At 72.8% G+C, this 14,664-nt stretch carries 11 protein-coding genes; 8 read left to right on the forward strand and 3 right to left on the reverse strand.

Translation table 11 applies throughout. From position 1 onward, the window contains the following. The first annotated feature begins 144 nt into the window (after positions 1 to 144). From AB0F62_RS16875 to AB0F62_RS16885, 3 genes are read left to right on the forward strand one after another with little or no spacing between them, the layout of a single operon-like run. Positions 145 to 1,803, forward strand: a complete 1,659-nt coding sequence (locus tag AB0F62_RS16875; protein WP_361798597.1) for a glycoside hydrolase family 13 protein — start codon at positions 145 to 147, stop codon at positions 1,801 to 1,803. Between the two features lie 25 nt (positions 1,804 to 1,828). Next, complete coding sequence (locus AB0F62_RS16880) at positions 1,829 to 2,917, forward strand: LacI family DNA-binding transcriptional regulator (RefSeq protein WP_361798600.1); 1,089 nt, start codon at positions 1,829 to 1,831, stop codon at positions 2,915 to 2,917. Between the two features lie 37 nt (positions 2,918 to 2,954). Continuing rightward, the gene (locus AB0F62_RS16885) at positions 2,955 to 3,794 is read left to right on the forward strand and encodes a phosphatase PAP2 family protein (protein ID WP_361798603.1); all 840 of its coding nucleotides are present in this window, start codon (positions 2,955 to 2,957) and stop codon (positions 3,792 to 3,794) included. Positions 3,795 to 3,813: 19 nt separating this feature from the next. On the opposite strand, the gene AB0F62_RS16890 is transcribed toward AB0F62_RS16885, so the two are convergent. After that, positions 3,814 to 6,774, reverse strand: a complete 2,961-nt coding sequence (locus tag AB0F62_RS16890) for a bifunctional [glutamine synthetase] adenylyltransferase/[glutamine synthetase]-adenylyl-L-tyrosine phosphorylase (protein ID WP_361798606.1) — start codon at positions 6,772 to 6,774, stop codon at positions 3,814 to 3,816. Positions 6,775 to 7,004: 230 nt separating this feature from the next. Here AB0F62_RS16890 and AB0F62_RS16895 point away from each other — a divergent pair, with 230 nt between their 5' ends. From AB0F62_RS16895 to AB0F62_RS16910, 4 genes are all read left to right on the forward strand, one after another. Continuing rightward, on the forward strand, positions 7,005 to 9,329 hold the full coding sequence (locus AB0F62_RS16895) for a peptidoglycan recognition protein (protein WP_361798609.1): 2,325 nt from the start codon (positions 7,005 to 7,007) through the stop codon (positions 9,327 to 9,329). Between the two features lie 190 nt (positions 9,330 to 9,519). Next, positions 9,520 to 10,419: an alkaline phosphatase family protein gene (locus AB0F62_RS16900; protein ID WP_361798612.1), complete on the forward strand. Its 900-nt coding sequence runs from the start codon at positions 9,520 to 9,522 to the stop codon at positions 10,417 to 10,419. 2 nt (positions 10,420 to 10,421) lie between these two features. Further along, a complete protein-coding gene (locus tag AB0F62_RS16905; protein ID WP_361798615.1) occupies positions 10,422 to 11,678 on the forward strand; it encodes an MFS transporter in 1,257 nt (418 codons plus the stop codon). Positions 11,679 to 11,698: 20 nt separating this feature from the next. Continuing rightward, positions 11,699 to 12,718 (forward strand): TolB-like translocation protein, encoded by a 1,020-nt coding sequence (locus AB0F62_RS16910; RefSeq protein ID WP_361798618.1) that lies wholly within the window; start codon positions 11,699 to 11,701, stop codon positions 12,716 to 12,718. A gap of 29 nt (positions 12,719 to 12,747) precedes the next feature. Here AB0F62_RS16910 and AB0F62_RS16915 read toward each other — a convergent pair whose 3' ends face one another. Together AB0F62_RS16915 and AB0F62_RS16920 are read right to left on the reverse strand one after the other, a co-directional pair. Beyond that, positions 12,748 to 13,170, reverse strand: a complete 423-nt coding sequence (locus AB0F62_RS16915; protein WP_361798621.1) for a TOBE domain-containing protein — start codon at positions 13,168 to 13,170, stop codon at positions 12,748 to 12,750. Between the two features lie 93 nt (positions 13,171 to 13,263). After that, positions 13,264 to 13,689: an ATP-binding protein gene (locus AB0F62_RS16920; RefSeq protein ID WP_361798624.1), complete on the reverse strand. Its 426-nt coding sequence runs from the start codon at positions 13,687 to 13,689 to the stop codon at positions 13,264 to 13,266. A 179-nt stretch (positions 13,690 to 13,868) separates the two neighbouring features. On the opposite strand from AB0F62_RS16920, the gene AB0F62_RS16925 reads away from it, so the two are divergent. Continuing rightward, positions 13,869 to 14,636 (forward strand): IclR family transcriptional regulator, encoded by a 768-nt coding sequence (locus AB0F62_RS16925; RefSeq protein WP_361798627.1) that lies wholly within the window; start codon positions 13,869 to 13,871, stop codon positions 14,634 to 14,636. Positions 14,637 to 14,664: the final 28 nt, after the last annotated feature.

Below are 14,664 nucleotides of genomic sequence, written 5' to 3' on the forward strand. Positions count from 1 at the left end.
GTTGCCGACGGGAGACGTGACGTGGGACGCTCACGCTCCTGGAAGCCGTTACGCGATCTTCCGCAAATTTCTGAAAGGCATTGCCGAGGAAGCGGTGGATCGGGATCATCGGCAGGGAACGGCGCCGACTCACGAGGGACCGACATGACCCAAGAGCTCGCCCCCGTCATCCACGACGCGACCGACGCGACCCCGGCCGCCCCCGAGGGGGGCGCTCCCGGCTGGTGGCGCAGCGCCGTCATCTACCAGGTCTACGTCCGCTCCTTCGCCGACGGCGACGGTGACGGCGTGGGCGATCTGCCCGGCATCCGGGCCCGGCTGCCGCATCTGGCGGAGCTGGGCGCCGACGCGGTCTGGCTGACCCCCTTCTACGCCTCGCCCCAGGCGGACGGCGGCTACGACGTCGCCGACTACCGCAGCGTCGATCCCCTCTTCGGCTCCCTCGCGGACGCCGACGCGCTCATCCGCACCGCCCACGAGCTGGGCCTGCGGGTGATCGTGGACATCGTCCCGAACCACACCTCCGACCGGCACGCGTGGTTCCGGGCGGCGCTCGCGGACCGGCGCGGGGGGCCGGCCCGCGAGCGCTACCACTTCCGTCCCGGCAAGGGCGAGAACGGCGAACTCCCGCCCAACGACTGGGAGTCGGTCTTCGGCGGCCCCGCCTGGACCCGGGTCGCCGACGGCGACTGGTACCTCCACCTGTTCGCGCCCGAGCAGCCCGACCTCGACTGGGACCACCCCGAGGTCCGGGAGGAGTTCGACGCGATCCTCCGCTTCTGGCTGGACCTGGGCGTCGACGGCTTCCGCATCGATGTCGCCCACGGCATGGTCAAGGCGGCCGGCCTGCCCGACATCGGCCGCAAGGAGCAGGTCAAGATGATCGGCTCCCAGCTGCTGCCCTTCTTCGACCAGGACGGGGTGCACGAGATCCACCGCGCCTGGCGCCGGCTGCTCGACTCCTACTCCTCCGGCGCCGGGCCGGGGGCGCTCCCGGGCGAGCGCATCGGCGTCGCCGAGGCCTGGGCGCCGAACGCCGCGCGCATGGCGCTGTACGTCCGCCCGGACGAGCTGCACCAGGCCTTCAACTTCCACTTCCTGCAGTGCCCGTGGGAGGCCGGGGCGATGCGCGCGGTGATCGAGGAGTCCCTCGCCGCCACCGTCTCCGTCGGCGCCCCCACCACCTGGGTGCTCTCCAACCACGACGTCGTCCGGCACGTCACCCGCTACGGCGGCGGTGCGGCCGGGCTGCGCCGAGCCCGGGCCGCGGCCCTGCTGATGCTCGCGCTGCCCGGTTCCGTATACGTCTACCAGGGCGAGGAACTGGGTCTGCCGGAGGTCGCCGACCTGCCGGACGAGGTCCGCCAGGACCCGTCCTTCTTCCGGGACAACGGCCAGGACGGACTGCGCGACGGCTGCCGCGTGCCGATCCCGTGGACCGCCGACGGCCCCAGCCACGGCTTCGGCCCCGCCGGCAGCTGGCTGCCGCAGCCCGCGCGGTGGGCGGAGCTGAGCGTCCAGGCGCAGACCGGCGACCCCGACTCCACCCTGGAGCTGTACCGCTCCGCCCTGCGGCTCCGCCGCGAGCTGCCCGGTCTGGGCGACGGGCCGATGCGCTGGCTGGACGCCCCCGAAGGGGTCCTCGCCTTCTCCCGGCCCGGCCTGGTGTGCACCGTCAACGCCAATCCGGCCCCCGTCCAACTGCCGGTGCCGGGGCGTCCGGTGCTCTCCTCCGAGCCCGTTTCCTTCGCCGGAGGTTCCGTCCGTCTTCCGGCTGATTCGTGCATCTGGTGGGCGATCTGAGATGCGACCGGTACAGTCCAATCCTGTGACCGCAAGGCTTGCCGACATCGCAGCCCAGGCGGGGGTGAGCGAAGCGACCGTCAGCCGTGTCCTCAACGGCAAGCCCGGCGTCTCCGCCGCCACCCGTCAGTCCGTGCTGGCCGCCCTCGACCTGCTGGGGTACGAACGGCCGGTGCGGCTGCGGCAGCGCAGCGCGGGCCTGGTCGGCCTCATCACCCCGGAACTGGAGAACCCGATCTTCCCGGCCTTCGCCCAGGTCATCGGGCAGGCCCTGACCCGCCAGGGGTACACCCCGGTGCTGGCCACCCAGACCCCGGGCGGCTCGACCGAGGACGAACTCGTGGAGATGCTCGTCGAGCGCGGCGTCGCCGGGATCATCTTCGTCTCCGGACTGCACGCCGACTCCACCGCCGACATGGAGCGCTACGACCGACTGCAGGGCCAGGGCGTGCCGTTCGTCCTGATCAACGGATTCTCCGACAAGATCAAGGCGCCGTTCGTCTCCCCCGACGACCGGGGTGCGATGCGTCTGGCCGTCACCCATCTGGCCGCGCTGGGCCACGAGCGGATCGGCCTCGCGGTCGGCCCCAAGCGGTTCGTCCCGGTGCAGCGCAAGATCGAGGGCTTCCTGCGCAGCATGGACGAGGTGCTGGGCATACCGGCCGACCAGGCCGCCGCCCGTATCCAGCACTCCCTGTTCACCCTGGAGGGTGGTCAGGCCGCCGCCTCCGGTCTGATCGACTCCGGCTGCACCGCCGTGGTGTGCGCCTCCGACATGATGGCGCTGGGCGCCGTCCGCGCCGCGCGGCAGCAGGGCCTGTCCGTCCCCGGGGACGTCTCCGTCGTCGGCTTCGACGACTCCCCCCTGATCGCCTTCACCGATCCGCCGCTCACCACGATCCGGCAGCCGGTCACGGCCATGGGCCAGGCCGCCGTGCGCGCGTTGCTGGAGGAGATCGGCGGCACCCCGGCGCCGCACAGCGAGTTCGTCTTCCTGCCCGAACTGGTCGTCCGCGGTTCGACGGCATCAGGTCCCAAGGCGGGGGCAGCCGTACCCGTGCAGCAGTCGGCCGGGAGGCGTACAGCGGATGCACGGAATCCCACCGGGGGTTGATCGGACGGCACCGGGCCGCATGGCAGACTATCGCCCCATGGGGGAATCGACCGCGAAGATCATGGCCCACCGCAGTGGCACAGCGCCGCGCTCCATCGATTCCCGTGACACCGATGGAGCGACGACGACGGGCGGACTGCTGGAGCCACGGCGGCCTCGCCTGTGGTTCGAGATCCTGCTGATCGCCGTCAGCTACTGGATCTACTCACTCGTGCGCAACGCCGTGCCCGAGCAGCAGGACGACGCCATGCGGAACGCGGGCCACGTCTGGGGCCTCGAGCGATCCCTCGGCCTCGCCTTCGAGCACGCGGTCAATCATGCCGTGAACTCCGTAACGTGGCTCATCGTCGGGATGAACTATTACTACGCGACGCTCCACTTCATCGTCACCCTCACGGTCCTCGTCTGGCTGTTCCGCAGGCATCCCGGCCGCTACGCGCCGACCCGGCTCGTCCTCTTCGTGACGACCGGCATCGCCCTGCTCGGCTACTACTTCTTCCCGCTGGCGCCGCCCCGGCTGATGGAGGGCGGCGGCTTCATCGACACGGTGAAGATCCACCACACCTGGGGGTCGATGGCCTCGGGCGACCTGGCGCACGTCTCCAACCAGTACGCCGCCATGCCCTCGATGCACATCGGCTGGTCGCTGTGGTGCGGCATCACCGTCGCCATGCTCGCGCGGTGGGCCTGGGTGCGGGTGCTGGGCGTGCTCTACCCCGTCGTCACCCTGCTCGTCATCGTCTCGACCGCCAACCACTTCTGGCTGGACGCCGCCGGCGGCACGCTCTGCCTCGGCGTCGGCTTCGCCGCCTCCTGGGCGGTCTACGGCGGCCTCGCCTACCGCCTGCCGCGCCAGGTGCGCGTCGCCACGGCCTAGCCGGGGGGGCGGGCGCGGGCTACGTGCCGTAGAAGAGGCGCTCCACCACCGCGCGGGCGCGGCGTGTGGTGCGGCGGTAGTCCTCGACCATGTCGCCCACGTGGCCCGGCTCGTACCCGAGGTACCGTCCCACGGCGGCCAGTTCCTTCCCGTCGCCGGGGAAGGTGTCGCCGGCGCGGGCCCGTACGAGCATGACGGCGTTGCGCAACCGGCTCGCCAGGATCCACGCCGCGTCCAGGACCTCGGCGTCCTCGGCGGCGACCAGCCCCGCCTCCGCCGCCGCGGCCAGCGCCGGGCGGGTGCGGGTGGTCCGCAGCCCGGGGACCCCGGCTCCGTGCCGGAGCTGCAGCAGCTGCACGGTCCACTCGACGTCGCTGAGTCCGCCCCGCCCCAGCTTGGCGTGGGTCGTGGGGTCGGCGCCGCGCGGCAGCCGCTCGGACTCCATGCGGGCCTTGAGACGGCGGATCTCGCGGACCGCCTCCTCCGTCAGCCCGTCGGCCGGATAGCGCAGCGGGTCGACCAGGGCGATGAAGCGGGCGCCCAGGTCCTCGTCGCCCGCGACCGGTTCGGCGCGGAGCAGGGCGTGGCTCTCCCACGCCAGGGACCAGCGCCGGTAGTAGGCGGCGTACGAACCGAGCGTCCGCACCAGCGGTCCGCTCTTGCCCTCGGGCCGCAGGTCGGCGTCGATGAGCAGCGGCGGGTCGGTGGTGGGGATCTGCAGCAGCCGGCGCAACTCGTTGGCGACCTTCAGCGCTGCCCGGGTGGCCCGGGGCTCGTCGGCGCCCTCGTGCGGCTCATGGACGAACAGGACGTCCGCGTCGGAGCCGTAGCCGAGTTCGCGGCCGCCGAAGCGGCCCATGCCGATCACCGCGAACCTGGTCGGCAGGGCCTCCCCCTCGGCCGCCTCCACGGAGTTGACGGCGGCCTGCAAGGCCCCGGTGACGGCGGCGGCGTTGAGGTCGGTGAGGGCGGCGCCGACGGCGTCGGGGTCGTCGCGGTGGACGCCGATGAGGTCGGCGGCGGCGGTGCGGAACAGCTCGCGGCGGCGGACCCCCCGTACGGCGGCCACGGCCTGCTCGGCGGAGTCCGCGCGGTGGACCGCGGCCAGCACCTCCTGGTCCAGAGCGCCGCGCGTCCGGGGCTGGAGCCCCTCGTCGTCGGCGAGCAGGGCGACCGCCTCGGGGGCCCTCATGAGCAGGTCGGGGGCGAGCCGCCCGGAGGACAGCACCCGCGCGAGGTTGACGGCGGCGGCGCCCTCGTCGCGCAGCAGCCGCAGGTACCAGGGGGTGCGGCCCAGCGCGTCGCTGACCTTCCGGAAGTTCAGCAGACCGGCGTCGGGGTCGGCGGAGTCGGCGAACCAGCCGAGCAGCACGGGCAGCAGGGTCCGCTGGATGGCGGCCTTGCGGCTGACCCCGGAGGCCAATGCCTCCAGGTGGCGCAGCGCCGCGGTGGGATCGGTGTAGCCGAGCGCCTCCAGGCGCTGCTTGGCCGCGTCGGTGGACAGGCCCACCTCGCCGGGGGCGAGCTGGGCGACGGCGTCCAGCAGCGGCCGGTAGAAGAGCTTCTCGTGGAGGCGGCGCACCTCCCTCGCGTGCCGTCGCCATTCCCGTTGCAGCTCCGTCACCGGGTCGGCGCGGAACCCCAGGGAACGGCCGAGCCGCCGCAGGTCGGCCACGTCCTCGGGCACCAGGTGGGTGCGGCGCAGCTTGTGGAGCTGGATGCGGTGCTCCATCGTGCGCAGGAAGCGGTACGAGGTGTCGAGCGCGGCCGCGTCGGCCCGCCCCACGTACCCGCCGGCGGCGAGCTGGGACAGCGCGGTCAGGGTGGTGCCGCTGCGCAGCGACGGGTCGGTGCGGCCGTGCACGAGCTGGAGCAGCTGCACCGCGAACTCCACGTCCCGCAGCCCGCCGGGACCGAGCTTGAGCTCCCGGTCGACGTGCGCGACGGGGATGTTCTCCACGACCCGGCGCCGCATCTCCTGCACGTCCTGGACGAAGTGGTCGCGCTCGGCGGCCTGCCACACCATGGGCGACAGCGCCTCGACGTACTCCTGGCCCAGCGCGGGGTCGCCGGCGACGGGGCGGGCCTTCAGCAGCGCCTGGAACTCCCAGGTCTTGGCCCAGCGCTTGTAGTAGGCCAGATGGCTGGAGAGGGTCCGTACCAGGGGGCCGCGCCGCCCCTCGGGGCGCAGGTTGGCGTCGACCTGCCAGATGCTGCCCTCGACGGTGGTGTCCGAGCAGATCCGCATCATGTGCGAGGCCAGCCGGGTGGCGGCCTGCAGCGCCTTGGCCTCCTCGGCCTCGGGGCGGGCCTCGGCCACGAAGATGACGTCGACGTCGGAGATGTAGTTGAGCTCGTGGCCACCGCACTTGCCCATGCCGATGACGGCCAGCCGGCACAGCGCGGCGTCGCCCGGCGCCTCCGCCTCGGCCATGGCCAGGGCCGCGCGCAGCGTCGCGGTGGCGAGGTCGGCCAGCTCCGCCGCGGTCTGCACCAGGTCGCTGGTGCCGCACACGTCGCGGGCGGCGATGCCGAGCATGCAGCGCCGGTAGGCGACGCGCAGCGACTCGGGATCGGTGGCCCCGGCCAGTCCCCGCTCGAACTCCGTTGTCCCCGGGTGGAGGTCGGCGTGCTCGTAGGTGACCAGGGAGTGCCAGTCACGCGGATGCCGGGTCAGATGGTCGGCGAGGGCCGTGGACGCGCCCAGCACCCCGAGCAGCCGGTCGCGCAGCGGCTTGGCGGCGGTGAGCGTGTCGAGCAGGGTGCGGCGCTCGCCGGGGTCGAGGGCCTCCACCAGCCGTACGAGCGAGGCGAGGGCCTGGTCGGGGTCGGCGGTGGCGCCCAGCGCGTCGAGCAGGACCGGGTCGCTGCGCACCGGGGCGAGCACGTCGCCGCCCAGCAGCGCCTCGGCGGCCGCGGCGTCGCTGAAACCGTGTCGCAGCAGCCGTCCGAACCTGGTGTCCCGTCGCCCTTCCAGCACGCCGCCTGCCTTTCCCGGTGTTCCCCGGCTGGGCTGATCCGCCCAAGAGAGAGTATCCGCCCCGCCCCGACTCTGTTACCTGGCGGTATGCGACGTTCCGTCCGATTGTTCCCGCGGCGTGAACGTGGTCTGGTCCTTCTGGTATAAAGCGCTTGCTCATTTGGAAGTTTCAGAAGCCAACTATCGGTACCCACAGCTACCCAGGGGTGGGACGGGGCGGGGAAGCAAGCATGAGGCGAATACGTCTGCGCGGGCGGGCGTGGCTCGCGGTCGGGGCGGTCGTACTCGGAGGGGCCGGCGTCGTGACCGCCGCGTCCGTGGCGAGCGGCCCGGAGGGGTCCGCCACGACGGCCGACGCGAAGGGGCCGGTTCCCAGCGCGGTCCAGTCGCTCGACCTCAAGGGCGAGGGCGGGGAGCGCAACGTGCCGCGACGCGACACGGACACCTTCGGCCTGCTCGGCGTGACGTGGGACAACCCTCGCACCGAGCTGGACGGCACGGTGCAGGTGCGCACCCGCGCGGTGAAGACCGGCCAGTGGTCCGACTGGCACGCGGTCGACCCGCACTACGACGACGCTCCGGACCCGAAGACCGAGGGCGCCACCCGGGGCGGCTCGGCCCCGCTGTACGTGGGGCTCTCCAACGGCGTCGAGCTCAAGGTCGTCTCGGCGAACGGCGCGGCGGGCACCCTTCCGAAGGGCCTCCGGCTCGAACTGGTGGGTGACGCCAAGAAGAGCGGCAAGAATGTGGCCATGGCGCCCGCCGCCTTCGCGGTGGACGCCGAGGAGACCACGACCCCGCCGGTGGATCCCTCGGCGACCGACACACCGCCCGACACGGTCACTCCGGATCCGGACGACTCCTCCCCGAGCGACACGGCGGCCCCGTCGACCTCGGCGCCGGCGAGCACCACGCCGCCGGCAGGCGACTCCTCGTCCTCGGCGAGCGCCTCGCCGAGCACGTCCTCGAGCCCGCCCACCTCGCCGTCGCCGAGCTCGACCCGGCCGACCGCCCCAGCCTCCACCGTGGCGAAGCCGGCCATCACGCTCCGCAAGGACTGGGGCGCCGACGAGTCCAAGCGCGAGGCCGGCGACCCGCCCTACGCGGACAAGGTGAACGTGGTCTTCGTCCACCACACCGACACCGCCGCCGACTACGACTGCACCGAATCGGCCCAGATCGTGCGGTGGATCTACGCGTACCACCTGTCGCAGGACTGGCGCGACATCGGCTACAACGCCCTCGTCGACAAGTGCGGCACCATCTTCGAGGGCCGCTACGGCGGCCTGGACCTGCCGGTCATCGGCGCGCAGACCTACGGCTTCAACACGCGCAGCTGGGGCATCGCCGCGATCGGCACCTTCCAGGTCATCGATGGCGTCCCGGCCACACCGATCTCCTCCAAGATGCTCGGCTCGATCGCGGCGCTGTCCGCGTGGAAGCTCGGCCAGTACGGGATCAACCCCAACCCCGGCAGCAAGACGCAGACGCTGACCGAGGGCGCCCAGGACAGCCCGCCGTGGGACTACAACAAGTCGTACACGTTCAACCCCATCTCCGGGCACCGTGACGGCTTCGCCACCGCCTGCCCCGGCCAGAACCTGTACGACAAGCTCGCCCTCATCCGCTCCTACGCGGCCGGCGTCGCCGCGCCGACCCTGGACGGTGTCAGCGGCGCCACGCTCTCCGGCACCTCGTACTACACCAAGGGCACCGCGAAGGTCGCCTGGAAGGAGAGCACCCCGGCCGCCGTTCTGAAGCGGTTCGAGGTGCTCGTGGACGGCAGGGTCGCGGCCACCGCCAAGGCCGCCGACGCCTCGGCGACGATCACGGTGGCGGCGGGCAAGCACACCGTGACCGTGCGGGCGGTGCACAACAACAACAAGACGGCGACGTCGGCGTCCTCGTACACGATCGTCGGGGACACGACCAAGCCCACCTTCACCACCGCCCCCTCCGTGAAGATCCGCAACGCCACGGTGTCCAGCACCTCCGTGCCGGTCTCCGTCAGCTGGAAGGCCGCCGACAACGGCGCGCTCAAGAGCGTCGCGGCGACCGCCCCCAGCACGGCCGCCTTCGGCCCGACCACCACGTCGTGGAGCACCACGGGCAAGGCGAACACCGCGGTGACGTACGGCCTGAAGGCGACCGACGCGGCCGGGAACTACACCACCGCCTCGGTGAGCCGCACGGCGGCGGTCCTCCAGGAGACCTCGGCGACGAAGACCGGGACGTGGACGGCGAAGAGCAGCACCAGCTACCTCAGCGGCAAGTCGCTCACCTCGTCCTCGAAGAACGCCAGCCTGACGTGGACGTTCACCGGCCGCTCGGTGGGCTGGGTGGTCTCCCGGGCCTCGACCTCCGGCCAGGCGTACGTCTACATCGACGGGGTCAAGGCGGCCACGGTGGACCTCAAGTCCTCCACCACCGCCTACCGGCAGACGATCTGGTCCAAGTCCTGGAGCACCAGCGCCAAGCACACGCTGAAGATCGTCGTCGTGGGAACCTCCGGGCGCCCGGCGATCACCACGGACGGCATCGTCTACCTGAAGTGACGCGCTGACAGCAAGGGCCCGGGGAGCGCGAGTTGCGCTCCCCGGGCCCTTTTACCTGTGCTTGACCTCAAGATCCGGAACGTACGCAGCGTTCCCCTGACCTTCACTTCCGCGGCGCTTCGGGCGTCCGCGGCCCCCTCTTAACCTGGCGCGGCGCCACTCCCCGTCCCCCTCTTTCCGGAGGTCCGCCGTGTCCGGCTGGTCCCTGCCCCGTCCCCGTCGCTCCGTCACCGCCCTCGCTTCCGCCCTCGGCGTCGCCGCCGCCTCCCTCGGCCTGTGGGCCGGGCTCGGCGGCTCCGAGACCGCCCACGCGGCCGGCAGCGTGCCGAACCCCGACCACGTGGTCGTGGTGATGTTCGAGAACCACGCCTACAGCCAGGTCATCGGCAGCTCCAGCGCCCCGTACATCAACAACACGCTGAAGGCCGGCGGCGCCAGCCTGACGCAGTCGTACGGCGTCACGCACCCGAGCCAGCCCAACTACCTGCAGATCTTCTCGGGCGGCAACCAGGGCGTCACCGACGACAGCTGCTACACCCCCGGCTTCAGCTCCAAGCCCAACCTCGCCTCCGAGCTGATCGCCGCCGGCAAGAGCTGGGCCAGCTACAACGAGACGCTGCCCAGCCAGGGTTCCACCACCTGCAGCAGCGGCGACTACGCCCGCAAGCACAACCCGTGGTTCGCGTTCAGCAACGTCCCGACGTCGACGGCGAAGACCTTCGCGCAGTTCCCGACGGACTTCACCACCCTGCCGAAGGTCTCCTTCGTGGTGCCGAACCTGTGCAGCGACATGCACGACTGCTCGGTCTCCACCGGTGACACCTGGCTGAAGAACAAGCTGGGCGCGTACGCGACCTGGGCGAAGACCCACAACAGCCTGCTCGTCGTCACCTTCGACGAGGACAACAGGCTGAGCGGCAACAAGATCCCGACCGTGCTGTACGGCCAGCCGGTCAAGGCCGGTTCGTCGTCCGCGACGACCTACAACCACTACAACATGCTCCGCACGCTGGAGGACCTGGCCGGTCTCACCACGCACGCGGGCAACGCGGCCTCCGCCTCCGACATCACCGGCATCTGGGCGAGCTGAGCGTGTACGTCGCGGACAGCCGCGGCGCCGCCGGTGCCGGGACCGGGGACGCGACGCGTCCCCGGTCCCGGGCCACGGCCGCCGTCGCCCCCACGGTCCTCGTCCTCGGCACGGTCAGCCTGATCACCGACGTCTCGTCGGAGATGGTCACCGCCGTCCTGCCGCTCTACCTGGTCGCCGGGCTCGGCCTCTCCCCCCTCGGCTTCGGCCTGCTCGACGGCGTCTACAACGGCTTCAGCGCGCTCGTACGGCTGGCCGGCGGCCATCTCGCCGACCGGGGCGGCGGCCGGCACAAGGCGGTCGCGGCCGTCGGCTACGGCCTGTCGGCGCTGTGCAGGCCCGCGCTGCTCATGGTCCACAGCCTGCCGCTGATCGGCGCCGTCCTCGCCGCCGACCGCACCGGCAAGGGGCTGCGCACCGCTCCCCGGGACGCGCTGATCTCGCTGTCCTCCGCGCCGGAGGACCGCGGCCGGGCCTTCGGCGTGCACCGGGCGATGGACACCGCGGGCGCGCTGCTGGGACCCCTGGTGGCGTTCCTCATCCTGCGGCAGGCCGCCGAGGGATACGACGCCGTCTTCACGGTGAGCTCCTGTGTGGCAGCCGTGGGCGTGCTGGTGCTGCTGCTCTTCGTGCCCGGCGGCCGTGGCGGCGGCCCCGAGAGCCCCGCCCCCGCTGACTCGCCGGCGCCGTCGCTGCGGGCGTCACTGGCGCTGCTGCGCCGCCGCGACGTACGGCGGCTGACGATCTGCGCCACCCTGCTCGGGCTGTCGACGGTCAGCGACTCCTTCGTCTACCTGCTGCTCCAGCACCGGCTCGGGGTCCCCGACCGCTGGTTCGCGCTGCTGCCCCTGGGCACCGCGGCGGCCTTCCTCCTGCTCGCGATCCCGCTGGGGCGGCTCGCCGACCGCCTCGGTCGGTGGCGGATGTTCCTGGCCGGGCACGTCGCCCTGCTCGCGGGGTACTGGCTGCTGCTGGCGCACGGGCCCGCGTACGCCGTCCTGCTCTGCCACGGCGCCTTCTACGCCGCCACCGACGGGGTGCTGATGGCCGCCGCCTCCACCGCCGTCCCCGACGAGCTGCGCGGTGCCGGGCTCGCCCTCGTCCAGACCGGGCAGGCCATGGCCCGGTTCGCGGCCTCCCTCGCCTTCGGCGCCGCCTGGACGGCCTGGGGCGACCGCACCGCGCTCACCACCGCCGCCGTGGCGCTCGCGGCGTGCGCGGTCTGCGCGGTGTACCTGCGCCCGGCGCCCCGCACGTGATCCCCGAGGAAAGGCCCCCCATGAACACCCGCAGCCGCCTGATCGTGCTGCTCGCCGCCGTGGTGGCGCTGGCCGCCGTCGCCGCGGTCTCCGTACTGCGCGCCGCCGACCGCGCGGCGGAGAAGGACCGCCCGCAGGCGGGTGGCCCCGCGGTGGCTGCCGGGGCGGTGTCGCTGGCGCCGGACGCCCCCCGCATGGTCTTCCGGAACATGGCGTGGGGCCCGCACCGGGACGAGCTCGCCACCGTCCCCGCCGGCAGCCCCGGCGCCGCGCGCACCGCCTCCGCCGTGAAGTGCCTGCGCTTTTACGCGGCCGCGGGCACCGGCATCTGCCTGCAGTCGGTCAAGGGCGCCGTCCAGGACGCCTACCGTGCCGTCGTCCTCGACTCCCGGCTGCACGAACTGCGCCGCTACCCCCTCGCGGGCATCCCGACCCGGGCCCGGGTCTCGCCCAGCGGGCGCATGGTCGCCTGGACCGTCTTCGTCGGCGGCGACTCCTACGCCGGCACCGACTTCTCCACCCGTACGTCCGTCCTGGACACCCGCACCGGGGCCCTCGTCAAGAACCTCGAGGACTTCCGGATCACCAGGGACGGCCGGCCGTACCACGCGGCCGACGTCAACTTCTGGGGCGTCACCTTCGCCGACGACGGCCACTTCTACGCGACCCTCGGCACCGGCGGCCGCACCTACCTGGTCCGCGGCGACGTCGCCGCCCGCTCCGTCCGCACGCTCCGCACGAACGTCGAGTGCCCCTCGCTCTCGCCGGACGGCACGCGGCTGGTGTTCAAGAAGCGCGTCGAGGGCCTCTCCCCCGACGCGCCCTGGCGGCTGTACGTCCTGGACCTGGCCACGATGCGCGAGACCCCGCTCGCGGAGCGGCGCAGCGTCGACGACCAGGTCGTCTGGCGGGACGACCACACCGTCGTCTACGCCCTCGCCGGGGACTTCGGCGCGGACCTGTGGACGGTGCCCGCCGACGACACCGGCTCCGCGCGCCGCATGATGACGGCGGCGCTGGCCCCGGCGTATCTCGGCTAGGCGCGGCACACCTCGGCCGGGCCGTCCGCTCAGGTCGACAGCGACACGTCGGTCGCCTTCACCAGCGCGACGACCTCGGCGCCCTCGGCGACGGCCAGCTCGTCGAGGGCCTCCCTGGTGATCACCGCGGTGAGCTCGCGGCCGCCCGCGAAGGCGATCCGCACGGTCGCCATGGCCTCGCCCGCCGCCACGGCGGTGACCGTCCCGGGGATCCGGTTGCGGATGCTGATGCCCCGCACCGGGGCCGTGGCGAGGGAGACCTCCGTCGCCTTGATGAGGACGGTCACCCCGCCGCCGGGGATGATGCCGAGCTCACGGACGGCCTCGGCGGTCACGGCCGCCGTGAAGTCCGGTCCCCCGCCGTCGAGGCGGACCGTGACCACGGCCATCACCTCGCCGGGGACCACCGAGGCGACCTTGCCGTCGATCTGGTTGCGAATGGTCAGTGCCATGAGCGGCACCGTAAGCCCGCTCCCGGCGCGGCGAGCGGAACGACCCGCCGCCCGCCCCGGGCCCGGGCGGCGGTCCGGCCCCGCCGCGGCGGCTCAGGCGGTGACCAGGTCCGCCCAGCGGGTGAACCCGGCGCAGTCGGCGCGGACGCCGTGCCGCGTGGACAGGGCGCTGACGATGCCGAGACCGCGGCCGTGCTCATCGGGGTCGGTGGTGCCCCCCGGCAGGCAGGGCTGGGCGGCCGGTCCCGAATCCGTCACCTCGATGTGCAGGGCGCTGCGTCCGTCGACCCGGGTCCAGGACAGGCGCAGCGCGGCGGGACCGTCGGCGTGCACGATCGCGTTCGTGGTCAGCTCCGAGATCACCAGCAGGACGTCCTCGGCGACCTCCGGACGCAGCTCCCACTCGGCCAGCACACCCCGCACCCGCCGGCGCACGACGGACAGGGCGCCGGGGATGTGCGACAGCGCGCAGACGTGCTCGTCCTGGCGCTGCGGCATCGTCTCGGGCTGAGCCGCCATGGTGTCCTCCTCCGGGGAGTCCCGCCGGGTGGGCTCCCGGACCTGGACGAAAGCTTCGGAGACAGGACATCCCCGGTCAATGAATCGGGGTCGTCATTATCGAACGCTGCCCTCGCAGGCCGAACGACCTGCGGAAACGCGCTGATGCCCATCGGTGATCCCGGGGATAGCATCGACTTATGGCCGGCCCGCTCCAGTCCATCGAACGGGCGGCGGCGATCCTCAGGCTCCTGGCCGGCGGTCCCCGCCGGCTCGGCCTGGGCGAGGTGGCCGCCTCGCTCGGCCTGGCGAAGGGCACCGCCCACGGCATCCTGCGCACGCTCCAGCACGTGGACTTCGTCGAGCAGGACCCGGCGACCGGGAAGTACCAGCTCGGGGCGGCCCTGCTGCACCTGGGCACCAGCTACCTGGACGTCAACGAACTGCGGTCCCGCTCGATCAACTGGGCCGACGCCCTGGCCGCCCGCAGCGGCGAGGCGGTCCGCCTGGGGACGCCGCTGGAGGGCCAGGTGCTCATCGTCCACCACGTCTTCCGGCCCGACGACAGCCTGCAGACCCTCGACGTCGGTGCCCTGCTGCCGCTGCACGCCTCCTCACTGGGCAAGATCCTGCTGGCGTACGGGACGGCCCCCCTGGAACCGCTGCTGAAGGAGGAACTGGAGGCGTACACCCGGCACACGCTGGTGATCCCGGAGGACCTGACCCGTGCCCTCGCCGAGGTCCGCGACCAGGGCTGGGCGGCGGAGGTGCAGGAGATGTCGATGGGCGAGGCCGGGGTGTCGGCACCGATCCGCGGGTCCGGCGGCCTCGTGGTGGGCGCGATCGGGCTGTCAGGCCCGGTCGAGCGGGTCTGCGACACCAAGGGCCGCCCTGTCCCGTCCCTGGTCACCCTGCTCCGCGAGGCCGCGCGGGCGATCTCCAGAGACCTGGGCGCGGCCCGCTGGTGAACGCCGCCCGCGCACCGGACACAGCGAA

It is taken from the genome of Streptomyces sp. NPDC026673 (genome assembly GCF_040638135.1).
In the GTDB taxonomy this organism is placed as follows: Bacteria; Actinomycetota; Actinomycetes; order Streptomycetales; family Streptomycetaceae; genus Actinacidiphila.

Coding starts and splice junctions, on each gene's coding strand:
- AB0F62_RS16875 (WP_361798597.1), top strand. CDS start 145: ATGACCCAAGAGCTCGCCCCCGTCATCCACGACGCGACCGACGCGACC.
- AB0F62_RS16885 (WP_361798603.1), top strand. CDS start 2,955: ATGGGGGAATCGACCGCGAAGATCATGGCCCACCGCAGTGGCACAGCG.
- AB0F62_RS16895 (WP_361798609.1), top strand. CDS start 7,005: ATGAGGCGAATACGTCTGCGCGGGCGGGCGTGGCTCGCGGTCGGGGCG.
- AB0F62_RS16910 (WP_361798618.1), top strand. CDS start 11,699: ATGAACACCCGCAGCCGCCTGATCGTGCTGCTCGCCGCCGTGGTGGCG.
- AB0F62_RS16915 (WP_361798621.1), bottom strand. CDS start 13,170: ATGGCACTGACCATTCGCAACCAGATCGACGGCAAGGTCGCCTCGGTG.
- AB0F62_RS16920 (WP_361798624.1), bottom strand. CDS start 13,689: ATGGCGGCTCAGCCCGAGACGATGCCGCAGCGCCAGGACGAGCACGTC.
- AB0F62_RS16925 (WP_361798627.1), top strand. CDS start 13,869: ATGGCCGGCCCGCTCCAGTCCATCGAACGGGCGGCGGCGATCCTCAGG.